This is a genomic window from Candidatus Dormiibacterota bacterium, from assembly GCA_035635555.1.
In the GTDB taxonomy this organism is placed as follows: Bacteria; Acidobacteriota; Polarisedimenticolia; order Gp22-AA2; family Gp22-AA2; genus Gp22-AA3.
On the sequence record DASQAT010000046.1, the window covers coordinates 148413 to 174404 of the forward strand.

Here is a 25992-nt window from a genome sequence, read left to right on the forward strand (position 1 = left end):
GAGCGCGCCTATTTCCCCGACGTGGTCGAGGTCGCCGCGAGGGCCGAGGCCCGGGCGGCCGCGAACTCGTCCCCCTTGTTCCACCGCGGCATGCCATCGACCTGGGCGACCCTGTACCCGACGTAGAGCGCGATGCGCGCGCTCTCTGCCGACCCGGAGAGATCGAAGGACGGATCGTACTCGTCCTTCGGCCGGTGGTAGCGCTTCTCCTCGTACTCCTTCCAGATCGTCTCACCGTATCCCTTGGGTTTGCCGATGTAATCGAGCCCCGGGTCGAGGCTGAAGGCGGGAATTCCGACCTTGGCGAAATTGAACTGATCGGAGCGGTAGAACGAGCCCTGCTCGGGATGCTGGTCGGCGACCACCTTGAAACCGAGCGCCCTGGAGGCCTCGTCGACGACGTCCCTCAGAGTCGAGCGATCGGCCCCGAGGAAGGTGAAGTCGGCCGGACGGCCCCACACGGGCGTCCCGTCCATGTTGATGTTGGCGGCGGTCAGGTGCGTCGGGATGATCGGGTGCGTGGCGTAGTACTCGGAGCCGCGCAGACCGCCTTCCTCGGCGGCGCAGGCGATGAACAGGACGCTGCGCCGCGGCGCTCTCGGGAAGAGCGTGAACAGCCGCGCGGTTTCCAGGAGCGTGGCCACGCCCGAGGCGTTGTCCTGGGCGCCGTTGTAGATATCGTCGCCATCCTCGGGGTTGCCGCGCCCGAGGTGATCGTAATGCGCGGTGTAGACGACCGCCTGATCGCGCAGCTTCGGATCGGAGCCGCGCAGCAGACCGACGACGTTCCACGTCATGATCGGCCGGATCTTCGTGACCATCGTCGCCTGCACGCGCAGCGACAGGGGCACCGGACGGAACTCGCGGGTCGCGGCCGCCCGGCGGAGGACATCGAAGTCCTGGCCGGCCGCCTTCAGGATGTCGCGGCCGAAGGACTCCGTGATCCAGGAGGCGATCTGGAGAGCGGGCGGGCCGCCGGGTGACAGGGCGACGTAGGGCCGCTCGCGGCCCCAGGAATTGCGCACGACGCTCCAGCCGTATCCCGCCGAATCGTCGGTGTGAATCAGGATCGCACCCGCGGCCCCCGCGCGCGCGGCGCTCTCGAACTTGTAGGTCCAGCGACCGTAGTAGGTGAGGGCCTTGCCGCCGAACAGCGCGGAGTCATCGGAGGGTGGATCGTTGACCAGCATGACCAGCACCTTTCCCCGGACGTCCTCCCCTTTGAAATCGTCCCACCTGTACTCGGGCGCCGTGATGCCATACCCGACGAAGACCAGGGGCGCGTCGATCTCCTCGGTCTCCTTCTGCGTCTCCGCGCTCGCGACGTAGTCCTCGAGCCAGCGGGCCTCGAAGGTCCGCGCGCCGCCTTGGATCGCGAGGCGGCTTTGTCGATCGGTCTCGATCCCGACCAGGGGCACCTCCTGCAGGTAGGAGTCCTTCGAGGCGCCCGGCGCGAGCCCGAGGAGACGGAACCGGGTCTCGAGATAGAGCGCCGCCAGCCGTCCACCCTTCTGGCCGGTGCCCCGGCCTTCCATGACGTCGTCGGCGAGGAAGCGCAGATCGGCATCGATGCGATGCGGGTCGGCTGCGTCGAGAACACGCTTCAGGCCGGCGACCGGCGGGGCGGGGGCGGCGTAGGCCGCGAGCGGCTGCAGCAGAAACATAAGGACGACGATCGGGCGGTGGGGGGTCCGCATGAAGTCTCCTCTCGGGTCAAGGGGTCGGGCGCCGCACGTGCGGCGCGGGGCGAGTATAGCGGCCGGCACCGGGCGCGGCAATACGTCAGGGGGCGGTCGTGGCGCGCGAGGCGTCCCGGCCGCCGGTCTCGGGAGCGTAGAGCACACGCTCGAGGAAGAGACCCGAAGGAGGAGCGGTCCAGGCGGCGGGGTCGTCAACGGTTTCCGACAGGAACCGCGTCATGGCCTCGACGGGGAGATTGTGGAGACCGATCTGGACCAGGACCCCCACGACCCGCCGCACCATGCGCGGCAGGAAATGATCCGCTTCGAGGGTGAGGGAGGTCAGGAAATCTCCGCGCCGCACTGCGGAGTGGAAGACCCGCACGCGCGGCTCGGTGATCTCGGCGCTGCGGTCCGCGAACGAGGTGAAATCGTGGCGGCCGAGGAGGGTCTGCGCCGCCTGCTCCATCGCCCGGGGGTCGAGCGGCTGCCGGACCCACCAGATGAGACGCTTGAAGAAGGCGGAGCGGCGCGTGGCGATCTGGTAGCGGTACCGGCGCGCCGTCGCATCATGCCGCGCGTGGAAGGACATCGGCACCTCGCGGGCCTCCAGAACGTTGATGTCCGCCGCCAGCGTCCCGTTCAGCGCCTCGGCGATCGCCGGGGAGGGCAGCGTCGAGCGGGTGAAGAAGTTCGCCACCTGCCCCTCGGCGTGCACGCCCTGGTCGGTGCGTCCCGCTCCGATCAGCTTCGGCGCCTCTCCGAAGAGGTCATGGATGGCCGACAGGATTTCGCCCGCCACGGTGCGCTGCCCCTTCTGGACCTGCCAGCCGGCGTAGCGCGTCCCTTCGTACTCGACGAGCAGGCGGATGTTCCGTGTCGGTCCGCCGGGGCCGCCTGGCGTTCGGCGCGGAGCGCGCGACCCGCGGTTCAGCGCGGCACGATGGCGAGGACGCGCGCCGGGGCGCCTGAACCGCGGCTGATTTTCATCGGCGCGACGATGACACTGAAACCCCGGACGGGCAGGATGCTGAGATTGTCGAGGTTTTCCACCTGATAACGCCCGGCCAGGAGGAGCGCCTTGTGGGCCTCGAAGGTGGCCGACTTGCCCGGATCGATGCTGGCGGTGTCGGTCCCGAGCCCGTTCACGTCGCGCTCCTTGAGGAGGAACCGGATCGCGTCGGCTGAGAATCCGGGAAAGTGCATGGCGCCGGTCTCATCGCGGTTCAAATAGCGGTCCGGGCTCTCCCAGCGGTGGTGCCAGCCGGTGTTGAGGATCACGAGGGAGCGCGCCGGGATCCGTCCGTTCGCCTTCTCCCAGTCCTGCAGCTCGATGAGCGTCAGGATGTAGTCGGAATTGGCCGCCGACTTCGACTGCACGTCGATCATGACTCCCTGGCTCACCAGGCGCGTCGGCGGGATCTCGTCCACCGTCGGGAGGCCCTTCCCGAAGTGGGCGGGGGCGTCGACGTGCGTGCCGGTGTGCTCGCCGCACACGAACGAGTTCATGTAGTAGCCGTCGGCGAGCTGTGTCAGAGGCTCCAGGCTGAAGGGGACGCCCCCGGGGAAGAGCGGCGTGCCTTCGCGGAGAATGTGGGTCAGGTCGACCACTTCGGCGCGGCCGTTGGCGACCTCGTCCAGGCTCAGCGAGAACATCTTGGCGGCACGGACCGGGACGGCCAGGACGAGAAGAAGGAGGGCCGCGAGAAACAGACGCGCGCGGGTCCTGCCTCCCGGGGCGATCGGCGTCATGGCTCGAGACCCCGGGTCCGGAAGCGATCCTCGGCATGCACGGGCCCGGCAGGGAGAGGCTCGTCGCCGGCCGGCGTCTCCGCCAGGCTGGCGAACTGCTGGAGCCTGTCCCCCAGTCTTCCGGCGTGCTGTCCGGCCTCGTCGAAGGCGCTCTGGGCGTTGAGCAGGTGTCTCTGGGCCTTCTTGAACGAGTCGCCGAAGATGACGAAATCCCCGTTGAGCTGCTGCAGCCCCTTGAGGATCTCGCGCGCCCGCTGCTCGATGCGCAGCCCCATCAGCCCGTACGCCACGGCCTGCAGGTAGGCGTAGATGCTGTTGGGGGAGACCGGAATCACGCGGCGCTTCAGGGCGTACGCGCTGATGTCCTCCTCGCCGGCCTCTTCGGACCGGGTGATGAGCTCGTAGAAGATGTTCTCCGCAGGGATGTACATCAGGGCGATATCGAGCGTCCCCTCCGAGGGGCGGAGATACTTCTCGGCGATGTCGTCGATGTGCTTTTTGACCTCGCGCGCGAACTGCCGCCGTGCGCGATCCTTCTGCTCGGGCGCGGAGGCGTCCAGCATCAGGCGGAATCCCGCGAGCGGAAACTTCGAGTCGATCGGCACCATGCCGCCCGGCATGCGCAGCACCGCGTCCACCGTCTGTCCGTCCTGGAAGGTGTACTGCAGGGTGAACTGCTCGGCCGGGAAGATCTGCTGCAAGAGCGACGCGAGAGCGATTTCGCCCAGGCCCCCGCGGATCTTGGGAGCCTGGAAGATCTGCTGCAGACCGCGGATGTCCTGCCCCAGGGCCAGGATCTCCTGGCTGCTCCGCCCCAGCTCGCCGAGACGGTGATTGATGTCGGCGATCAGCCTGCCGGTGTCGGCGCTGGCCTTCTGCAGGGACCGGGCGTTCTCCGAGAGTCGCTGCGACATCTGCCCTGTGATCTGCTGGAGCGAGACACCGACGTCCCTGGGAATCTGCGCGCCGATCTGCGCGACCTGCCCGGCCAGACGTCCGATCTCCTGCTGCAGGAAGACGACCGTGGGGTCGGGCCCCGGCGCCACGCGCGGTGCGCGGCGCAGCAGCGCGAGCCCGAGAACGATCGCGGCCGCCGCGAGAAGTGCTGTGACGGCTAAAAGGGCAGGGTTCTCGATGGCCATGTGGACCCGGGACCGGCCTGGAGGGAAGCACCATCCCCGCGACACCACGCGGTGCGTCCGGACCGGTCGGGTAGTCTATCGGCGCCCCCCCGGGGTGTCAACTCGCGCGGCCGGGGCGGCAGGGACCTCAGGCGCGCACCAGAAGGAGGGCGAATTTCAGATACCGCGTCTCGGGGACGGAGAGGTGCACCGGATGATCGGGCGCCTGGCTCCGCATCTCGACGAGGGTGACGTCCCGTCCCGCGTCGGCGGCGGCGTCGCGCAGCACCTGCAGGAACTCCTCCGGTCCGAGATGGTAGGAGCAGGAGGATGTGGCGACGATCGCCCCTGGCGCCGCCAGACGGAAGGCGCGCAGGTTGATCTCCTTGTAGCCGCGGACGGCGGCCTCGACGGCGCCGGCGCTCTTGGTGAACGCCGGTGGATCGAGGACGAGGAGCCCGAACCTTTCCTTGCGCCGGTCGAGATCCTTCAGGTGATCGAAGGCATTGCCCTCGACCCATTCGCAGCGCTCGCCCAGTCCATTCAGGGCGGCGTTGCGCCGCGCCAGGTCGAGGCACTCCGCCGAGATCTCGATCGAGGTGCAGCGCTCGGCGCCGGCCTTCAGCGCGTAGAGGCCGAACGATCCGGTGTTGCAGAAGACGTCGAGCACCCGGCGGCCGCGGGCGTGAGGCTGCAGGGCCCGCCGGTTGAGACGGTGGTCGAGGTACAGGCCGGTCTTCTGGCCGGAGCGCAAGCGGACGAGAAAACGCAGGTCGTCCAGGACGATCTCGATCTCGTCCGGCACCTCCCCCGACAGCAGCCCGGTGCGCGACTCGAGTCCCTCGCGCGCGCGCACCGGCAGGTCGCTGCGCTCGTAGATGCCCCGGGGGTGCACGGCGTCCTGGAGCGCCGAGACGATGTCCGCGCGCAGGCGCTCCATGCCGAGGGTTGAGATCTGCACCGCCAGGCAGGTTCCGTAGCGATCCACCGTCAACCCCGGGAGCATGTCCCCCTCGCTGAAGACGAGACGGCAGGATTCACCGGCGGGATAGAAGTGACGGCGATAGGCGACGGCCTGGGCGATGCGCCGGCGCAGGAGCTCACCGTCGAAAGGCTCCTCCTTCCTGCGGGTCAGGAGCCGGACCACGATGTTCGAGGCGGGGTTGTAGTAGCCCCCCGCCAGGAAGCGGCCGCGGTGATCCACCACCTCCACGGGGTCGCCCGGCGCGGTGCCGTCGCCGACCTTTTCGATCTCCCCCGAATACACCCAGAGGTGCCCGGCCTTGACGCGCCGTTCGCGGCCTTTTTTCAGAACGACCCGTCCGGGTCTCGGCGCCTGCATCGGCGCATTCTAGCGCGGCGGCGACGGTTCAGATCATCGGCAGCTTGAGACCGCTGCGTCTGGCGAAGAGGATCGCTTCCGGGTAACCGGCGTCGGCGTGGCGCATCACGCCGGTTCCAGGGTCGGTGGTCAGGACGCGCTCGAGGCGGGCGGCGGCCTCCTTCGTGCCGTCGGCGACCACGACCATGCCGGCGTGCAGCGCGTAGCCGATACCGACCCCCCCGCCGTGGTGCACCGAGACCCAGGAGGCGCCCGCCGCGGTGTTCAGGAGGGCGTTGAGGATCGGCCAGTCGGCGATCGCGTCCGAGCCGTCGCGCATCCCCTCGGTCTCGCGGTTGGGGGAGGCGACGGAGCCCGCGTCGAGGTGATCGCGCCCGATCACGATCGGAGCCTTGAGGTCGCCGCGCGCCACGAGCTCGTTGATCTTCAGTCCGAAACGGGCCCTCTCGCCGTATCCCAGCCAGCAGATGCGCGCCGGCAGCCCCTGGAAGGCGACCCGGTCGCGCGCCAGGCGGATCCAGCGGCCGAGCGCCTCGTCTTCGGGGAACATCGAAAGGACCGCCTCGTCGGTGCGGTGGATATCTTCGGGTTCGCCCGACAGGGCCGCCCAGCGGAACGGGCCTTTCCCTTCGCAGAACAGCGGCCGGATGAACTCGGGAACGAAACCGGGAATCTCGAAGGCGTCGTCGACGCCCGCCTGCTTCGCCTCCTGGCGGATGTTGTTGCCGTAATCGAAGACGACGGCCCCCTTCCTCTTGAGGACCAGCAGGGCGCGCACGTGCGCCGCGACGGACCGGTTCGAGCGGGCCAGGTATTCGCGGGGGTCGTCCTGGCGCAGGCGCAGCGCCTCCTCGTACGGAAGACCGTGCGGGACGTAGCCGTTCAGGAGATCGTGGGCGCTGGTCTGGTCGGTGACCAGGTCGGGCACGAGCGGTCCTTCGGCCAGACGGGGCAGGACGTCGGCCGCGTTCCCCAGGAGCCCGATCGACAGCGGCTCGCGTTTCTCGATCGCCGCCCGGGCCAGCGCGAGCGCCTCCTCCAAGGTGTCGGCCTGGCGGTCGAGGTAGCGCGTGCGGAGGCGGCGGCGGATGCGGTCCGGATCGACCTCGACGGCGATCACGACAGCACCGTTCATCGTCCCGGCGAGCGGCTGGGCGGCCCCCATCCCCCCCAGGCCCGAGGTCAGGAGGAGTCGTCCCGCGAGGCTGCCGCCGAAGAATCTCCTCGCCGCCGAGGCGAACGTCTCGTACGTCCCCTGCAGGATCCCCTGGCTGCCGATGTAGATCCAGGAGCCGGCCGTCATCTGGCCGAACATGGTCAGCCCCTTCCGGTCCAGCTCGCGAAAACGCTCCCACGTGGCCCAGGCCGGGACCAGAAGGGCGTTGGCGATGAGCACGCGCGGCGCGAGCCGGTGCGTTCGGAACACGCCGACCGGCTTGCCGGATTGCACCAGGAGGGTCTCGTCGTCCTCCAGGTCCCGCAACGTCCTGACGATCGCGTCGTAGCACTCCCAGGTGCGCGCCGCTTTGCCGGTGCCGCCGTACACGATGAGCTCGTCCGGCTTCTCGGCCACGTCCGGATCCAGGTTGTTCATCAGCATCCGCAGGGCGGCCTCCTGCGTCCATCCTCTGCACGTCAGGGACGCGCCGCGGGGGGCGCGGACCAGGCGGGCCCCGGCGGCCTGGTGCTTCATCGCAGTCTCCCCGCGGCCTTCTCGGCGGCCGCGCGGACGGTCCCGTCCTGGATCGCGCGATCGACGGAGCCGATATCGTCGGCGATCACGCGGTCGGTCTCCATGAACGGAACGACGCTCCGCACCGCCTCCCAGGCGGCCCGCGCCCCCCGCCCGGGGCGCAGGGGGGCGAGAAAATCGAGCGCCTGGCAGGCGGACAGGATCTCGATGGCCAGGACCTGGCGCGCGTGCTCCACGACCAGTCGCGCCTTGCGCGCGGCGATCGGTCCCATCGAAACGTGGTCCTCCTGGTTCGCTTCGGTCGGGATGGAGTCGACGCTCGCCGGATGGCAGAGGATCTTGTTCTCCGAGACCAGGGAGGCGGCCGTGACGTGCGCCATCATCAGGCCCGAGTTGACACCGGCCTCGCGCGTCAGGAACGGCGGCAGGCCGCTGAGGACCGGATTCATCAGCCGGTCGATGCGCCGCTCCGAGATGGACGCCAGGGATGCGGTTGCGATCGCCAGCAGGTCGAGCGCCAGCGCCGGCGCCTCGCCGTGGAAATTGCCTCCCGACACGACGTCCCCCTCCTCCGGAAAGACGATCGGGTTGTCGGTGACGGCGTCCACCTCCACCTCGAGGATGGATCGGGCGAAGCGCATGCCGTCGCGCGCGCTGCCATGGACCTGGGGCATGCAGCGCAGCGAATAGGCGTCCTGCACGCGGCTGCACCCCGCGTGGGACCGCGCGATGTCGCTGTCCTCCAAAAGGGCCCGGAGGTTGGCGGCGCTGTCCAGGTGTCCGGGGTGCGGCCGCACGTCAAGAAGACGCGCGTCGAAGGCGCGGTGGCTCCCCTTCAAGGCCTCGAGCGTCAGGGCCCCGGCGATGTCGGATACGGCCGCCAGGTTCTCCGCTTCGAGGAGCGCCAGGACGCCGACCGAGGCGATGAACTGCGTGCCGTTGATCAGAGAGAGACCCTCCTTGGGTCCGAGGCGCAGAGGCTCGACCCCGGCCTTCTCGAGGGCCGCCGACGCCTTCATCCGCGTGCCCCGGAGCACGGCGTCCCCTTCGCCGAGGAGCGCCAGGACGAGATGGGACAGCGGCGCCAGGTCGCCGCTGGCGCCGATCGAACCCTGCTCCGGGACGATCGGCAGGAGGTCGGCGTTGAGGTGGGCGAGGAGGGTCTCCACCACCAGGGGTCTGACCCCCGAATGACCCCGCGCAAGGACGTGCGCGCGCAGCAGCATCAGCGCGCGGGTTGCGTGAGCCGGCAGCGGGCTCCCCACCCCCGCGCAGTGACTGCGGATCAGGTTGAGCTGCAGCTCCTCCAGCCGCTCGCGCGGAATGCGGATGTCCTTGAGGAGGCCGAACCCGGTGGTCACGCCGTAGACCGTCTGGTCGGCGGCGACGATCCGGTCGACGACCGCGCGGGCGCGCTCGAGCCTGGCGCGCGCCGCAGCGCCCAGGGTCACGCGCGCGCCGCCCCTCGCGACGGTCGCGATCTGCTCCAGACTGAGGTGTGCTCCGTCGAGCTCGATTATGGAGGGCATCCCGGCGTGGCTCCGTGCGCTTTCCAGAGCGGAAACTCGCGGAACGGCTCGAAGTCTAGCACAGCGACCGGGGGCCCACAATTCGGGGGGCGGGCGTGCAATCGCTCCGGATTGGACCTAACTTATTGATTGCGGGCCCCGTGGCGGGGCAGGCCGGAGCGCCCCCGGGGTCTGCAGGAAGGCCGCCGTGGTCGTGCGCTGCCCGCATTGCAAGACCGTGATCCGCCTGCGCGAGGTGGACGGGCAGTCCCGCGTCGTCAAGTACCTCTGCAACACCTGCCAGGAGATCGTGCGGATCGATCTCGTGCAGGACGAGGTCAAGTCTTCGTCGAGCGCCGATTCGTTCGAGAAGACCGAGCACCGGAAGAAGATCCTGGTGGCGGACGACACAGCCACGGTGCGGAAAATCGCGGCGCGCCTCCTGGCCTCAGCCGGGTACGACGTCCTCGAAGCGGAGGACGGCCGGCAGGCGCTCGAGCTGGTGCAGAACGAGCACCCCGACCTCATCCTTCTCGACCTCCTGATGCCCAAGATGACCGGCTTCGACGTGCTGCGGGAGATCAAGAAGACCGGCCGGGTCAAGGAAATTCCGATCCTGATCATGAGCGGTGTCTTCAAGAAGGACGTCCTCGACTTCCTGCAGGCGGCCGGGGTCACCGGCTTCCTGGACAAGGAGCAGATCAAGGATTCTCTGCTGTTCAGGGTGCAGCAGATCCTCGCCGCCTGATCGTCCCGCCCGCCCTCGATCGGACCTCCCCGTTTTCTGCTAGCATATCGTGGCAAAGGAACCCTCCCGCGGGCCCGTCCTTTGTCGATCCCGGCGAACCAAAACGGAGAACGGATGTCCGGATACGTCGTAGTCGGTACGCAATGGGGTGATGAAGGCAAGGGAAAGATCGTCGACCTGCTGACCGAGCGCGTGGACATCGTGGCGCGCTACGGAGGCGGCCCCAACGCGGGGCATACGATCTGCGTGGGGTCCCGCCGCTTCGCCCTGCACCACGTTCCGTCCGGCATCCTGAGGGACGGCGTCCTGTGCGTCATCGGAAACGGCGTCGTGATCGAGCCCGCCTCCCTCCTCAAGGAGATCGCCGACCTGAGGGAGGCCGGCGTGCGCGTCGAGGACAACCTGCGCATCAGCGACCGGGCGCACCTCATCCTCCCGTACCACCGTGGCCGCGACATCGCACGCGAGGAGGGGGTGCCGAACGGCAAGATCGGCACGACACGGCTGGGGGTCGGCCCGACCTACGAGAGCAAGGCCGGTCGCTACGGCCTGCGGGTGGCCGATCTGGGGGACGCGGCGGGTCTAGGCGCCAAGGTGGAGAGCCTGGCGCGGATGGCCGGGGGCGCAGGCGGCGGCCGGCTTCCGGCGGAGTGGAGCCCGGATCCCGGCGCCGTGGCGGAGCAGTTCCTGGAGTTCGGGGCCCTCATGAAGCCGTTCGTCGCCGACACCTCCCGTCTCCTGAACGAGAGGCTGGACGAGGGGGCCGTCGTCCTGTGCGAGGGGGCGCAGGGGACGATGCTCGATCTGGACCACGGAACGTACCCGTTCGTGACCTCGTCGAGCTCGACGGCCGGGGGAGCCTGCACCGGCCTCGGGATCAGCCCGATCCGCGTCGACGGCGTGATCGGAGTCCTGAAGGCGTACTCCACGCGGGTCGGGGAGGGGCCGTTCCCGACGGAGCAGGACAACGACACCGGTCAACGCATCCGGCAGCGAGGGCGGGAATTCGGCAGCACGACCGGCCGGCCGAGGCGTTGCGGCTGGTTCGATGCCCTGGTGGCGCGCTACTCGGTGATGATCAACCAGGTCGAGTGCCTGGCGCTGACCCTGTTCGACGTTCTCGACGACTTCGACGAGATCCCGATCGCCGTGGCGTACGAGCACGACGGCCGCCGGATCGACTTCCCGCCGACCGATCCCGCGGTGCTCCGCGCCTGCCGGCCGGTGTATGAAGTTCTGCCCGGCTGGAAAAAGGACACGTCGACGGCCCGCCGTTTTGCAGACCTGCCGGAGCAGGCGCGCCGCTACGTGGAACGCCTGGAGGAGGTCGTGGGATGCGGGATCGGCATCATCTCGACCTCGCCGCAGCGGGACGGGACCATCGTGCGGCCGGAAGGGCGCATCGATCGCTGGCTGCCGGTGCGCCAGCCGGTCCGGGCTTCTTCCTGACGGGGGCTACACCGTGTCCAGCGCCTGCCGGAAATCGTCGACGAGGTCGTCGGGGCTTTCGATCCCGCAGCTCACCCTCACCAGATCGTCCGTCACCCCGAGCCGCTCCCGGTCCTCCCGCTTCATCCCCGCGTGGGACGAAAGGGCCGGCTGGGTGATGAGCGACTCGACTCCTCCGAGACTGGGCGCGAAGTAGGGGATGCGCAACGACGCGATGAGCCGCCGGGCCGCCTCCGCTCCGCCCGCGAGGCGCAGGCTCAGCATCCCCCCAAAACCGGACAGGAGACGACGCGCGTGCGCGTGGTCCGGATGCGTCTCGAGACCCGGGTAGTTCACCTCGCTCACCTTGGCGTGCGCCGCGAGGAAGCCCGCCACCGCCAGCGCGTTGGCGTTCTGCGCCCTGACCCGCAGAGCCAGGGTCTTGGTGCCGCGCGCCAGCAGGAAGCCGGCGTGCGGATCCAGGGTGCCGCCGAGGAGATTGAGCATGCGGCGCACGCGCTCGACCCGCTCCGCGCTGCCGAGCACGCAGCCTGCCACCAGGTCGGAGTGGCCGTTCAGGTACTTCGTGGCGCTGTGGAACGAGAGGTCGAAGCCGATCGACAGGGGCCGGAAGTTCACCGGGCTCGCGAAGGTGTTGTCGATGACCGAAGTGAGGCGCTCGCGGCGCGCGAACTCGACGACCTCCGTGAGGCGCGGCACCCGCATGAGCGGATTGCCGATCGTCTCGACGAGGAACAGGCGGGTCGAGGGCCTGACGGCCCCCTTCCAGGTCTCGGGGCGCCGCTCGTCGACGAAGGAGCAGGAAAGCCCGAGGTCGTCCAGGTGCTGCGTCAGGAAATCGTGCGTGCCACCGTACAGGCAGCTGCCGGCGAGCAGGTGATCCCCCTTCTTGAGAAAGGCGAGCAGGATGGTGGTGACCGCCGCCATCCCCGAGGAGGTCGCGACGGCGGCCTCGGCCCCCTCGAGGGCCGCCAGGCGATCGTGCAGGGCACGCTGCGACGGAGTGCTGTTGAGACGGATGTAACGGATGTCGTGGTAGTCCGTCCCCGGCTCCATCGAGAAGACGGTCCCCTGGTAGATCGGGAACACGACCGAGCCCTCCGGGCCCGGACGGCGCTCGCCCGAGTGAACGGCAACGGTCTCCATCCTGTAGTCGGTCCTGTCCATGGACCCTCCTTGCGGGATTCGGGCCTTCCGCGTGCGCCCGCACCATGCTAGCCTTCCGTCCCCGAAATTGAAAGCGCTCCGCGGGCTGCGACGCGCGGCGGGGAGAGAGATCATGAAGAGTCCGGGTCGCGACCTCATCACCGTCGAGGACCTGCGCAAGAGCTTCGGCGAGGCGGAGGCTCTGCGCGGCGTCGGCTTCTCCGTCCCCGAGTCCGCGCTGGTGGTGATCATCGGCCCGTCCGGCTGCGGCAAGTCGACCCTGCTGCGCTGCCTGAACGGTCTCGAGCTGTTCGATTCCGGCCGGGTGCACATCGCCGACATCACGCTGGAGCGGCACAACGGCGCGGTCCCGGGCGACATCAAGCAGAGACTCCGCCGGCTTCGGGAAGAGGTCGGAATGGTGTTCCAGAGCTTCAACCTGTTCCCGCACATGACCGCCCTGGAGAACGCGGCGAAGGCGCCGATCGTGGTGAAGAGGATGAGCCGCGAGGAGGCCTACGAACGGGCGCGGGGGCTCCTGATCAAGGTCGGCCTGGGGGATCGGCTCGACTACTATCCGTCGCAACTGTCGGGGGGCCAGCAGCAGCGCGCGGCGATCGCGCGCGCCCTCACGATGGCGCCCAAGGTGATGCTGTACGACGAGCCGACGTCGTCGCTCGACCCCACCCTGGTCAACGAGGTCCTGCAGATCATGCGACGACTGCACAACGAGGGAATGACGCAGGTCGTGGTGAGCCACGAGATGCGCTTCGCGCGCGACGCCGCGGACACCATCCTGTTCATGCACGAAGGCCGTCTCGTGGAGTCCGGTCCTCCGGCCCAGATCTTCGGCGCGCCGCACGACCCGCGCACGCGCGAGTTTCTCAAGGGCTTCCTGTGAGCCCCACCCGTTCCGCCCGCGCGGCCGCCGCGCGGAGGGGCCGGCGACGATTCGCGGCGCTGGCCGCCCTGGCGATCGCGGGCGGAGCGACGCTGGCGACGGCCGCCGAGCCTCTCCGCTGGGGCGCCGATTCCGAGGGAGGAGCGCCCTACGTCTATCCCGATCCCAAGGATCCGGGGACGATCGTCGGTTTCGAGGTCGACCTCGCCACGGCACTCGGGCGCGGCCTCGGCCGCCCGCCGGTCTTCGTGCAGAACCAGTGGGACGGGCTGATACCGGGACTGCTGCGGGGCAACTACGACGTGGCGCTCAACGGCCTGGAGATCACGCTCGATCGCCAGCAGGTCATCCGTTTCTCGATCCCCTACTACGCCACCTCCGAGCAGCTCAGCGTGCGCAAGGACGAGTCCTCGATCAACGGCATGGCCGATCTCAAAGGGCGGACGGTCGGAACACTGAAGTTCTCCCTGGCGCAGCGGATGCTCGAACAGGAGGGCGGCATCGAGATTCGGAGCTACGAGGGGCAGATCAACGCGTACGAGGACCTGGCCAACGGCCGGCTCGACGCCGTCCTCATGGACTGGCCGATCGCGATGTACTACAGCCGGCCGAACCCCGCGCTCAAGTTCACCGGGCCGCCGATCGGCCATCTGGAGTACGGCATCGGAGTGCGCCCGGACGATACGCGGTTCCTGAAGGACCTGAACGAGGCCCTCGTCGGGCTCGTTCAGAACGGAGAGCTGCGCCGGATCTACGACAAGTGGGGGTTGTGGAACGTGGAGACCGAGACGCTGTTCGGAAAACTCGCGGGCTCCTCGAGCGCTCTTCAGGAGTTCACCCGGACCATGGCGGAAAAGCGCCCCTGGCGCGACCGGTTCCGCCAGTACCTCGGCTATCTCCCGCTCCTGGGCCGGGGCGCGACGATGACGCTCGTGATCTCGATCACCGGAATGACGCTGGCCGTCACACTCGGACTCCTCCTGGCCCTCACGTACCTCTACGGGCCGCGCCCCGTGGCCCTGATGTCGCGGGCCTACATCGAGGTCGTGCGCGGCACGCCCCTCCTGATCCAGCTCTATCTCATCTTCTACGGACTGCCGAACATCGGCATCAGGCTGACACCGTTCTTCGCCGCCGTGTTCGGACTCGGTCTGAACTACGCCGCCTACGAGGCGGAGAACTACAGGGCCGGCATCCAGGCGATCCCGCGCGGCCAGAGCGAGGCCGCCCTGTCCCTCGGGATGACCCAGACCCAGGCGCTGCGTCACGTCATCGTGCCCCAGGCCCTGCGGCTGGTGATTCCGCCGGTGACCAACGACTTCATCGCCCTCTTCAAGGACTCGTCGATCGTTTCGGTCATCACCATGGTGGAGCTGACCAAGGTGTACGGTCAGCTCGCCTCCACTTACTACGACTACATCGGCATCGGACTGCTCACCGCGGCGATCTACTTCGTGCTCGGCCTGCCGTTCGTGAGGCTGGCGCGCTGGGCGGAGGCCAGGATGGCGGTCGACCGGCGGGTCGCGGTGACGGCGCGGCGGCGCTGGTTCGGCGTCGGATCGAAGCCGGCGGCGGGGTGATCCTTCCCTCATGGCACATCCTCTCGATCCCCTCCTTCTGACGCGCGGGCAGGCGGCCCGCTTCGGACGGCGGGTCCTCGATGCCACTCTCGATCACATCTACAGCCGTTCGCGCGCGACCTACAGCGGAGCCTCGAAGGCCGAGCTCGATCGCCTGTTCGACGAGCCGCTTCCCCAGAGCGGACGGTCTCCTGTCCGAGTCCTGGAGGAGTGCCGGCGGAAAGTGTTCCGCCACTCCATGCACATGTCGCATCCGAGGATATTCGGCCTGTTCAATCCCGCCCCCCTTCCGGTCGCGGCCTTCGCCGAGCTGCCGGTCGCCTTCCTCAACCAGTCGGTCGACGCCTGGAAGGCGGGCCCCTCGGCCACGCACCTGGAGATGCGGCTCGTCCGCTGGATGAACGACCTCATCGGGTTCGGTCGCGACGCCTTCGGCGTTTTCACGAGCGGGGGAGGGGTGGCGAACGCCATCGCTCTCAAGATGGCCCGCGACCGGGTGACCGGAATCAGGACGAGGACCACCGGTCTGCCGCGCAGGATGGTGGGTCGGCTGAGGGTCTATGCTTCCGAGCAGGCGCACTTTTCCATCGCCCGTTCGCTCGATCTCCTGGGATTGGGTGAGGAGGCGCTGGTCCGCATCGAAGCCGACGCAGGAATGAAGATGCGTCTCGATCATCTCGCCTCCGCAATCGCGCGCGACGTCGGAAGGGGACTCGTGCCGATGGCCGTGGTGGCGACCGCGGGGACCACCAACACCGGGAACATCGATCCGCTCCGGGGTGTTGCCGCGATCGCGCGGGCTCATCGTCTGCACTTTCACGTGGACGCGGCCTACGGCGGTGCCTTGCTCTTCTCCAATCGCTTCGCGGCGCGCCTGGACGGTCTCGACCTCGCCGACAGCGTCACGATCGATCCGCACAAGTGGCTGTTCCAGCCGTTCAGCCTCGGTGGTCTGTTCGTGCGCGACGGACGCAGGCTGAACCGGAGTTTCACGACGGAGCCCGGGTATCTCAAGAAGGACCTCGAGGCGGAGGCGGGCCGGCTCGACTTCTATCATTATTCCCTGGAGGGCTCCCGTTCGTTCCGGGGTCTGCGGTTCTGGTTCAGCCTGAAGTCGCTGGGCCGTCAGGGCCTCGGCCGGCTGGTGGATCACACGATGGACGTGGCGCGTCACCTGGAGGGGGAGGTGCGTCGCAGGAGCTGGCTGGAACCGCACCCTGCCCCTGTGGAGTGCGCCAGCCTGTGCTTCCGGTACCTGCCCGGCTGGGCGAGCCGTCTGGCGCCGAGGGGGCGCGCCGCTCCGTCCCTGCGGGCCCGCCTGAACCGCGTGCAGGTCCTGATCCAGCAGGAAGTCGAGAGACGCGGCTTCGCCTGGTTTCCGACCATCGCGATGGACCGGACCGTCTATTTCCGCTTCGGAGTGTTCAACTACCTGACACGGAACGCCGACGTCGATTCGGTCCTGTCGCACATCCGTCGCACCGCCTCCACCCTGGGACTCTGACGGCGACGGCGCGTCCCCCTCAGGAGGGGCCGCCCGAAGGCCTCTCCGGAGGCTCCTTCCGGAGGGGGCGGGAAGACCGCTCGAATCAAGTTGACAGCGGTACCGTTTCACCGTACATGACGATGGAGAGACGGGCGGCCTGACCGCACGGGGACCCCCTTCCCTGTTCGTCGCGCCTCTTCCGTCGTGGCGAACTCTGCTTGAATAAAACAGACACGTTGTCCACCGGCCCTAATCCCGCTAAGCATTCGTCCATTTCCAAGGAGGTCTCCATGGGTTGCAGCCTGAAGCGGCGGTCGCTTGCCAGTGCGGTGCTGGCGTCGGCGCTTGTTTTCGGCGCCCTCGCCCTCGTCAGTTTCGCCACCTGGGCGTCCCGCGACGGCAGCGTGCAGGCACGGCAACAGAACCTCGATCCGGCGCAGTACGGCGAGATGGAGTTCGCCAAGAAGGTGTTCCGGCCGCCGGCGAACGAGCGCAAGCCCGGTCTGTCTCCGCTGCTGGCCATCCAGCCTGTCCTGACCCCTCCGCACGACAAACGAAAGCACATGATCGACACGGCGATCGGGTTCATCGATCCGGGCGCCATCGCGGATCTGCGATCGAAGGCGCCTCTCCTCGCGGACACGCCGGGGCGGCGTCTCGGGGCCGGCAAGCGGGGGGAGATCGCTCCCGGCTTCGATGCCCTCCAGATCAGCGAGGCGGCCCTGAAATCGCGCTCCATGGATGACATCGCGAGCGATCTGAAGGGCATGGGGGTGAAGGTCCACGACCTGATGGAGAGCCGCACGCTGCTGGTGGAGATCCCGCAGGGAGCGGAGTCCGCCGTCGGGGCTGCGGGGTTCGTCGAGGCGGCGATGCCCTGGTTCGCGGCGTTCCGCGTCGATCCCCGCCTGGGACGGATGCCGATGATCCAGGCGTCACGGGCCAGGAGCGAGGACCTGGACGTGATCGTGGTGTTCTTCGGAGGCACGTCCGAGAGCGAAGCGCGGCGTGAGGTCGAAGAGGTGGCCGGGCCGGGCTCCGCCGCGCAGTTTGCGATCGACGGACTGTCCTACGAGACGAGCGTGCATTATTCCAAGATTTCCCGCCTGGCGCACCAGAAGCGGGTCCGTTACGTGTACGAGCGCTCCGAGTTCGCTTTGATGAACGTCGAGACTCCCACGACCGCGATGGTCGGAAACATCAAGGAGAACCTGCCGTTCCAGAAGCCGTACCAGGACGTCGGTGTGGACGGCGGCGGGAGCGGCGCTCTGCTGTGCACGCAGTCCCCGACCCGGACCTGCGCGACGAACAACGACTGCACGAGCAATACCCAGTGCGTCGCGGCCGGAAACCCGACGGCGTGCTGCACGGGGGCGGGCACCGGCACCTGCACCGGCCCGGCACCGGGGGGCGTGTGCACGCTGCAGAGATATAACAACGATACCGCGGCGGTCCCTCCGCAGATCGTGGCGGTGACGGACAACGGGATCTCGGCCGACTCCGTGCAGTTCTCGCACACGGCCACCCAGGTGGGCGACATCACCCATTCCATGCCGAGCGCGGCCCACCGGAAGGTGCACGCCATCCAGAACGTCCAGGACAACGGCACGAGCTGCGACGGAACCCTGTCCGGCAGCGGCACCCATGGCAACATCGTGGCGGGAGTCATCGCGGGCGACGGGACCTCGGTCGGGTTCAGGGTCACGAAGACCACGGTCAACATCCGCCCGAAATACGAGAACCTGGAGATGGACGGCGTCGCCAGGGGCGCCCGCATCCTCCTGCAGGACGCCGCCCTGCCCCTTCTGTGCACGACCAACGAGATGATCGAGCACGGCGGCAACGTCCTGCCGGGCTCGCTCCTGGATCGGCTGAATCTGGCGATCTGCCCGAAGAGCGGGGGGACCGGCACCTGCGCCGGGATCACAGGTGGCGCGAACGAGGTCCACCTGCACGTGATGCCGTTCGGCACCCCGAACTTCGACCTGCTCCTGCAGAACCTGTCGGACGGGACCTATCCGCAGGAGGCCCACGACATCGATCAGTTCCTGGTCAACAACCGGGACTACATGGTGTTCGCGCCGGTCGGGCACGAGGGAACGAACCAGGTGCAGAAGTGGTTCTCGAACTTCAACGGTCAGCAGCACAATCAGTATCCGGACCTGTTCGACGGCTCGGTCGGCGACAACGATCCGAACATCCCCCGCCCGCTGCAGGTCTCGCCCCCGGCGACGGCCAAGGACCTCATCTCGGTCGGCGGGCACTTCCAGGACGTGCAGACGCAGTTCAGCTCGAATCTCGAGGAGAACGTCCTGAACTTCACGTCCAAGGGACCGGCCACGGCCGGATCGCTGCGGACGGCGCCCCTCGTCGTGGGAGTGGCCGCGGACGTGACCGGGTTCTTCAACGCCGTCAACACCATCTCGGTCGCCGTCTGGAGAAGCCGGGACAACGACAACCTGGGCCCGGTCGACGCCATCCTCGACGACGCGAATTTCGGGACCTCCTTCGCCTCGGCCGAGGTGGCCGGGCAGGCGGCCCTCATCCGCGACTATTTCGCGCAGGGGTTCTACCCGACCGGGGCGCGCGTGACCGGGGACCGCGTTCCGAACGTCTCCGGACCGCTGGTGAAGGCGGCGGTCGTCGCGTCCGCCAATTTCCTCGAGTTCCTGGAGACGGAATATCCGAACCCCAACGACTCGACCTTGGCGTTCACCCGTGCGTTCAATTTCGCCAGTCCGATCGGGGGGGTCACCGTCGGCGTGATCGGCAACAACGAGCAGGGGTACGGCCGGCCGGTCCTGACGTCCGTGCTGCCGCTCGCGAACTGGCCCAAGGGGAAGGGAATCGGCACGCCGAACACCATCGAGTATCCGTCCGCCGGTCTGATCGTCTACGACGAGATCGCCACCGGAGAGCAGGGGATCAACAACACGCGGACCGTCATCGAGCACCTGTTCAAGGTCGATTCGGACAGCACCCGCACGGTCGGGAGCTCACGGGTCGTGGACCGCGGTCAGCTGCGCATCGCCCTGGCGTGGGCCGACCCGCCGAGCGCGGCGGGATCGGCGGGGGCCCTGGTCAACGATATCGACCTGGAAGTGGTCTCGCCCGGCCCGGACGGCACTCTGGACACCCCCGATGACGTCGTGTACGACGGTAACAGCTACATGGCGGGGGGAGTCAAGAAAGGCCAGTGGAGTCTGGCGCGTCCGCCCGCGGCCACCGACGTCTCCGACACGCGCAACCCGGTCGAGGCGGTGCACCTGTCCGCCGATCCGGACGGGGACGGCAATCCCTCCGACTCTCAGCTGGTCGCCGGCACGTGGCGGGTGCGGGTGAAGCGCGGTGTCGGAGGTGCCACGGCGGGTCAGATCACAGTGCTCACGGGCGCGTCGGAGGACACGTCGAACGCCCAGTGCAGAGCTGCCGGGGACCCGGCGGCATGCTGTACGGGGTTGCTTACGGGCACCTGCACCGGAAACGGCAACGGCCGCCTGGATCCGGGGGAGGACACGGATGGCGACGGGTTCCTGGACGCCGAAGGGCAGCCGTACGGTCTTGTGATCGCCGGCCCCGTGCAGGGCATCGGCACGCAGACGATCGCCGGCACCGCGCGCACCTTCCCGGCGAGCACCGCGACCCTGGACAAGAGCCTGTACGGCTGTGCGGACCAGGTCAAGGCGACCATCTTCGATCCCGGGGCGAGCGCGGGCGGCGTGACCGCCGGGTCGGTCTTCGAGGTCGTGAACAAGAACGGCGTGGTCGTGGACACGGAGAACGGCTTCGGCTTCAGCGGAGCTGGCAGCACCTTCTCCTCGGCCCCCTTGCCGCTGCGCGAGGGAAAGCCGGCGGTGCCCGGGAACGGCATCCTCGAGACCAATGGCACCACGTCGGACGAGCCGTACTTCGTCCGCGTCCGTTACACCGACACGCCGCGCGACGCGCAGGCGTCCGCACGCATCTCCTGCACGCCCAACCTGCTCGCCTGGCGTTTCCTCATCGAGAACCAGGACGACACGCAGCAGGACTTCATCGGCGGCGGCTGCGACAACGACCAGTTCCTCGACTCCGGTGAGAACATCACCTACTCGGTTACCTTCCTGAATTCGAACCGCGACCAGGACTTCTCGGACGTGTCGGCGACGCTCACCGCCGGTGGGCCGGGCGCTTCGGCGATCCGGGTGCTGAACTCGCCGCAGTCGATCGGACACCTGCCCGCCGGTCAGATCTCCGGCGTGACCTTCGCGCTGCGCGTGGACCCTGCGGCGCTGGGCGCTGTGGCCGTAGCGAACCGGGTGGTGGATCTCACGGTCACGCTGCAGTCGACGTCGGGTCAGATCCAGCTTCCGCGCCAGGCGTACACGTTCCGCCACGCCCTGAACTCGGACAACGAGACATTCCACTATTCGACCGATTTCCCGGGGGGCGGGCGGGAGATCCGCGACTTCAACAGGAATCTCCAGATCGACCGGCCGGACATCACCGACCCGTTCCTGGGAATCGTCAACCCGGACGAGGACATCACCTTCAGCTCGATGTTCATCCCCGGGACCGCGGGCGGCCTCGTCACCAACACCCTCGGCGAGGACCTGAACGGTAACGGTATCCTGGACGGCGGGGAGTTCGACGTCATTCCGAACGGAGTGCTCGACAAGGGTATTCTGTTCTCGAGCACCGGACCGACACCGACCGCCGCCGGGGACAAGGTGCCCTGGAGCTTTGATCTCAACAGCGGCGGCTGGAATGGCTTCCGGCACCCCTCCAGCCGGCCCGGGCCGACCGCCCGATCGCTGACCTGGGAATACGTGACCTTCGGGCAGTGCGGCTTCCAATCGGCCATTCGGGATCTCGTCGACCCCAACCTTGCCGGGTTCCAGAACAACGGGGCGGGCATCTGGCACACAGGGGACGGCGATCCCACGACCCCCGGGACCGGCAACAACTGCGACACCTACATCCTCGCTGCGAACCCGGCGACACCTCCGTCGGCCGAGTTCATCGAGGACTTCCTGGTGTCGCCGATCATCGCCAAGGTGCACCAGACGCTCGACGGCCGCAACCTCCCCTATTCCGCCGAATTCCAGCGCCTCGGCTTCAATCTCAACATCGAGACGTTCGACTCCCTGACCGGCGGCAGCTTCAACGTCGACAACAACGTCGACGACGACACCGGGGCGTGTCTCATGTGCCAGGAGTTCGATCTCGCCTACGGCGGCATCGACTACCAGGTCGGCTTCTTCGGGGCCACCGGCGACTTCGGGTTCGATTCCTCGCAGAAGAACGCGACGCGCACCTTCGGGAACACGACCGACCCGAACGGTTCGGTCGCCGCCAACAAAGTGGACGGCGACGAGACCGGGTTCAGAGGGTTCGTCTCGGTCCCGACCCGCACCTCCCCCATGCCGAGCGCTCCGCCGGACCTGCTGCCGTACCCGCTTTCGACCGCGCCGGTGATCCAGTCGTGCCTGCAGCAGCCCTGCAGGGATTGGGACAACGGCGCCAACGGCCCCGTGCGCAACGTCGATTTCACCCTGGTCGGCTACGCGGGCGGCTTCGTCTATTCGGTGACCGGGCAGGGCGGGCCGTCGGGCGCGGTGACCCCCTTCAGCGTCAACCCGGGGGTGCGCTGGGAGATCGGCATCGGCTTCTACAACGTGGAATTGGAGGGGGCGACCGCCGACTATGGCATGGGCATCGACGACGTGGTGTTCGAGTGGGACGAGCGGCACCCGGTTGACGAGGCCCAGTTCGTCCCCCCGCATACCCCGGCCTGCAACCGCTTCCTGAACCGTTGCACTCTGACGGGCGTGGCCTGCACCAGCAACGCGCAGTGCACGGGCGGCGTGAACGACACGTGCCAGTTGAGCGGCTCTGCGGCCGGCGGGCAGTGCGCGACGCTGTCGGTCGACAGGAGCGTCCTCTATGAATGCAACGACTCCCTGACCGTCACGGTCAACGACCCCAAGCGTGCCGGCGTGGGCTCGGTGCAGGTGCTCGCTGCGTCCAACAGCGACGCCCGCCTGTTCAGCACGGGGGTGGTGACGGCGCTCCATCCGCATGAGTCGTTCACGATCCCGGAGGTTCCGGCGAATTCCGGTCTGTTCACGGGGACGGTCACGGTGAGCCAGTCCCTGAACGAGCCCGGGCTCCTGTACGTGTCCACGAGCGACACCCAGCTCATCTTCTACTACCTGGACCCCGGGTGCGATGCGAACGGCAACGGCACGACGGGACAGACCGATTTCGACAACCTCGACGGTGACGGTGTCGCCTTCAACGCCGACAACTGTCCGTTCGACTACAACCCGCTCCAGGAGGACGGCACCTGCACGGCCGGCACGAACTCCGGCAAGCCGTGCAGGGTTGCGGCCGACTGCGGGACCGGCGGCGTCTGCCTCGTGGACGGTGACGGCATCGGCTCGATCTGCGACAACTGCCCCGGCAATACCAACGTCGACCAGAAGGACTCGGACGGCGACGGCGTGGGAGATGCCTGCGACCTCGACGACATCGACTTCGACGGGGTCGTGAACTCGCTCGACAACTGCCCGGACGTCTACAACCCTCTCCAGACTCTGGCGCAGGGGAGCACCACCAGGGGGGCGGCGTGCAATCAGAACGGCGACCGGGACGGGGACGGCGTCCAGGACCGTCTCGACAACTGCGTCCGGACTGCGAACACGAACCAGCATGACGCGGACGGCCCGGACGGGATTGGCGACGCCTGCGACGGCGACTGCGTCGGAGCGGTCAAGACCACGCTGGCGACGGGCTCGTGCAGCCGCTCCAGCGACATCATCTGCACGACGAACAGCCAGTGTCCCGTGAGCGGCGTGTGCGCGGAGAATATAAAGAACATCTGCACGAGCAGCACGCAGCAGTGCACCTGCATCAAGACCTGCAGCCTGTCGGCTGTGATCTGTACTACGGACACGGACTGCCACGGTGGCGCGGGCGACCTGTGCGGCGTCGAGACCTGCGAGAGGCAGGGCATCACCAACAGCGGGAGCTGCGGGCTAGTCAACGACGACCTCGATACCGACGGCGTCCCCGACGCCCTCGACGACTGCCCGACGATTCCCAACCCGGCGATCATCCCGAACACCAACCGCCAGGCCGATCAGGACAACGACGGGGTGGGGGATGCCTGCGATTCCCCCTTCATGGTGGACGGCGACAACAACGGCATCCCGGATGACGCCCTGTCATTCGCCCTGCTGGCGAACTGCGGCCGGGTGGCGCTGCCGAACATCGTCGTCGAGGCGGCCATGGTGCACGACATCAACGGCGACGGCGACGCATTCTGCGACAGCGGCGAGAAATGCCGGATGACCATTGCGGTGCGCAACGCCGGTCCGTTCCCGTTGACCGACGTGACCCTCTTCCTGGCGACGGACGATAGCGACATCCAGTGCGTCAGCAAGCCGTCCATGGTGGTCGGCTCTCTGCCGGTCGGCGTGACCCTCGACACATCCACACTACCCGGCGGCCTGGGGTACTTCGAATACACCGTCTCGGCCTCCACGCAGACGACCTCCTCCGCCAACCCGGCGAGGGGGGACTTCACCCTCAGCCTGAGCTCGCGCGAGGCCCGCGGGACGACCCGAAAGGTCGGCATCTCGACCCTCCTGGATCTGGACCTCCCGACCGGAGCGGTCGTGACAGCCCAGCCCAGCAATCGTCCGGGCGTTCCCGCCGGCACGCTGGTCGAGGACTTCGACACCGACTTCGACGGCAACGGCAAGGTGGATCTGAGCGACGGGCGCAACCTCCAGCTCAACGACACGTTCGGATACACGGTCGGGTCGGCGCTGGGCGGTCTGAACTCGCTCGCCGGCATCGGCTGCTTCGGGTATCCAATCCCGCCAGCCGACAACGAGTGCAGTATCCAATCGGACAACGACATGGACTGGCACATCCACTGCCCCGTTGGAGAATGCGACGCGCCACACGTGGTCGGGTCAAGAACCGACCTGATGCGGACGCCTCCGGACGGTGTGATGGCGTTCTCGGGCAGAAACTCGCTGCATTGGGGACGCCACGTTGATTTTTCGCGACGTCTGTCCGACACGACGTCGTTCCGCGCCCTGGCCGCGTACACCACGAACCCGATCAACCTGACGCCGCTGCCGGTGGGGACGGACCTGCTGCTCTCCTTCTACCACATCGCCGACATGATGGATAACAGCCAGTCGAACGTCCATACCGGCCAGTCCCAGGACTACGGCGACGTCCAGATCCGCTCCGACAGGAACCCCGATCCGACCCCGGGATCGGGGGACGACTGGGGACCCTGGGACAAGCTGGTCCCGTTCGAGAACGTCTACGATCACACGCCGTACGTCTGGAGCCAGTACGGCAACGTGTTCTACTGCAACTTGACGCCGACAGACACCGGTTCGGCGCCGCCCGCGCCAAGGGGCGTCCACGAGACGATGTGCTACCCGCTCGGCGTCTGGTCGCACTGCGGCAACGCCTGGGGCACAGGCTCGACGATGAGCTGCCCGGGTCCCGGCGTCCAGGGGTCTCTGGCGCCGCCGAGCGGTGCCCTGTGGGTGAGCAGCAAGTTCAACCTGTCGAACTACCTGGGCGCGCGCGTCCAGATCCGCTGGATCGCCCAAGGCTGGGAGTTCGACAATAGCGGAACGTCGCAGGACTACCAGACGTATGGCTGCGGCGGCGGCTCGTGCTGGCAGGACAGCCTGAACGAGGACGGCTGGTGGATCGACGACATCCGCATCACGGGTGTGATCACCCAGCAGGTAGTGCCGGTGGGCGATATCAAGGCGCCGCCAGCCTCGACCTGCCCGGTCACCCCGGCGGGCAAGTGCGACCCGACCCCGGGCGACAAGGGTCTCGTCGTCGCCCTCACGGCCGACGACGCCAACCACAACGGCATCTACGAGAATGGAGAGAGCATCACGTTCTCGACGGCCGGCACGACCAATCCTGGCGGCTGCGTGGACGGCGAAGTGCAGTACCGCGTCCTGAAGAACGGCGCCCTCTTCCACGATTACTCCGGGAATCCGACCTTCAAGGACTCCCCGACGGGCGACGCCACGTACCAGGTCCTGGCGCGCTGCACGAGCAACCCGGCGTGCACCACGCTCACCGGCACCAGCATGACGATCAGGGTCTACACCGGGGACGGCGCCGACATCGTGCTGGCCAGCACGGCGCCGACGAACTGTCCCTCGACGAGAGGTGCGTTCGATTGCGGCGTGACTCACGACAGGACCACCGGCATCACCACGATCAGCTGGGCCTCGCGGCCGCAACCCGCACCGCTGGCGGGGTACGACGTCTTCCGAGGCGCGCGGTCGGACGACGGCTCCTCGGGGACGCCCAACCCGCCGGATACCACCCTCGCGACTCTGGCGACGCTGCAGTGCAACATGCCGCAGGTGCTACCGATCGGCAGCAACATGTCGGTCACGAGCTCCCTGGTCCCGGCCGTGAACAACGCCATCTACTACCTGGTCGGACACAGGAACACCACGGGGTCGAAGACGGTGCTCGGCCGCGGCCTCAACAACGCGGTCGAGATCTCCCCGATCAGCTGCCCGTAGCCGGCTGAGCGACGA

The 25992-nt window shown here is 68.1% G+C and carries 14 protein-coding genes; 6 read left to right on the forward strand and 8 right to left on the reverse strand.

What is annotated here, in order from left to right; all coding sequences use genetic code 11:
* Positions 1-8: 8 nt before the first annotated feature.
* From VEW47_13345 to hutH, 7 genes are all read right to left on the reverse strand, one after another.
* Positions 9-1697, reverse strand: coding sequence for a M28 family peptidase (locus VEW47_13345; GenBank protein HYS06169.1), 1689 nt, complete (start codon positions 1695-1697; stop codon positions 9-11).
* 85 nt (positions 1698-1782) lie between these two features.
* The gene (gene truA / locus VEW47_13350) at positions 1783-2613 is read right to left on the reverse strand and encodes a tRNA pseudouridine(38-40) synthase TruA (protein HYS06170.1); all 831 of its coding nucleotides are present in this window, start codon (positions 2611-2613) and stop codon (positions 1783-1785) included.
* Complete coding sequence (locus tag VEW47_13355) at positions 2610-3431, reverse strand: cyclase family protein (GenBank protein ID HYS06171.1); 822 nt, start codon at positions 3429-3431, stop codon at positions 2610-2612. The genes truA and VEW47_13355 overlap by 4 nt, the downstream gene beginning before the upstream one ends.
* Positions 3428-4573, reverse strand: coding sequence for a DNA recombination protein RmuC (locus VEW47_13360; GenBank protein HYS06172.1), 1146 nt, complete (start codon positions 4571-4573; stop codon positions 3428-3430). The genes VEW47_13355 and VEW47_13360 overlap by 4 nt, the downstream gene beginning before the upstream one ends.
* Positions 4574-4700: 127 nt before the next feature.
* On the reverse strand, positions 4701-5894 hold the full coding sequence (locus VEW47_13365) for a class I SAM-dependent rRNA methyltransferase (GenBank protein HYS06173.1): 1194 nt from the start codon (positions 5892-5894) through the stop codon (positions 4701-4703).
* 28 nt (positions 5895-5922) lie between these two features.
* A complete protein-coding gene (gene hutU, locus VEW47_13370; protein HYS06174.1) occupies positions 5923-7587 on the reverse strand; it encodes a urocanate hydratase in 1665 nt (554 codons plus the stop codon).
* Positions 7584-9116 carry a histidine ammonia-lyase gene (gene hutH, locus VEW47_13375; GenBank protein HYS06175.1) on the reverse strand — a complete coding sequence of 511 codons (1533 nt, stop codon included), beginning with the start codon at positions 9114-9116 and terminating at the stop codon, positions 7584-7586. Before hutH ends, hutU begins: the two co-directional genes overlap by 4 nt.
* Before the next feature lie 187 nt (positions 9117-9303).
* On the opposite strand from hutH, the gene VEW47_13380 reads away from it, so the two are divergent.
* Together VEW47_13380 and VEW47_13385 are read left to right on the forward strand one after the other, a co-directional pair.
* Complete coding sequence (locus VEW47_13380) at positions 9304-9843, forward strand: response regulator (GenBank protein ID HYS06176.1); 540 nt, start codon at positions 9304-9306, stop codon at positions 9841-9843.
* A 114-nt stretch (positions 9844-9957) separates the two neighbouring features.
* Positions 9958-11292 carry an adenylosuccinate synthase gene (locus VEW47_13385; GenBank protein ID HYS06177.1) on the forward strand — a complete coding sequence of 445 codons (1335 nt, stop codon included), beginning with the start codon at positions 9958-9960 and terminating at the stop codon, positions 11290-11292.
* A gap of 6 nt (positions 11293-11298) precedes the next feature.
* On the opposite strand, the gene VEW47_13390 is transcribed toward VEW47_13385, so the two are convergent.
* The gene (locus tag VEW47_13390; GenBank protein ID HYS06178.1) at positions 11299-12459 is read right to left on the reverse strand and encodes a PLP-dependent transferase; all 1161 of its coding nucleotides are present in this window, start codon (positions 12457-12459) and stop codon (positions 11299-11301) included.
* 112 nt (positions 12460-12571) lie between these two features.
* Here VEW47_13390 and VEW47_13395 point away from each other — a divergent pair, with 112 nt between their 5' ends.
* From VEW47_13395 to VEW47_13410, 4 genes are all read left to right on the forward strand, one after another.
* The gene (locus VEW47_13395) at positions 12572-13339 is read left to right on the forward strand and encodes an amino acid ABC transporter ATP-binding protein (GenBank protein HYS06179.1); all 768 of its coding nucleotides are present in this window, start codon (positions 12572-12574) and stop codon (positions 13337-13339) included.
* Positions 13336-14919: an ABC transporter substrate-binding protein/permease gene (locus VEW47_13400; GenBank protein ID HYS06180.1), complete on the forward strand. Its 1584-nt coding sequence runs from the start codon at positions 13336-13338 to the stop codon at positions 14917-14919. Before VEW47_13395 ends, VEW47_13400 begins: the two co-directional genes overlap by 4 nt.
* Positions 14920-14929: 10 nt before the next feature.
* Entirely contained in the window at positions 14930-16423 is a 1494-nt protein-coding gene (locus VEW47_13405; protein HYS06181.1) for a pyridoxal-dependent decarboxylase, read from the forward strand.
* 272 nt (positions 16424-16695) lie between these two features.
* Positions 16696-25977, forward strand: coding sequence for a thrombospondin type 3 repeat-containing protein (locus VEW47_13410; protein HYS06182.1), 9282 nt, complete (start codon positions 16696-16698; stop codon positions 25975-25977).
* Positions 25978-25992: the final 15 nt, after the last annotated feature.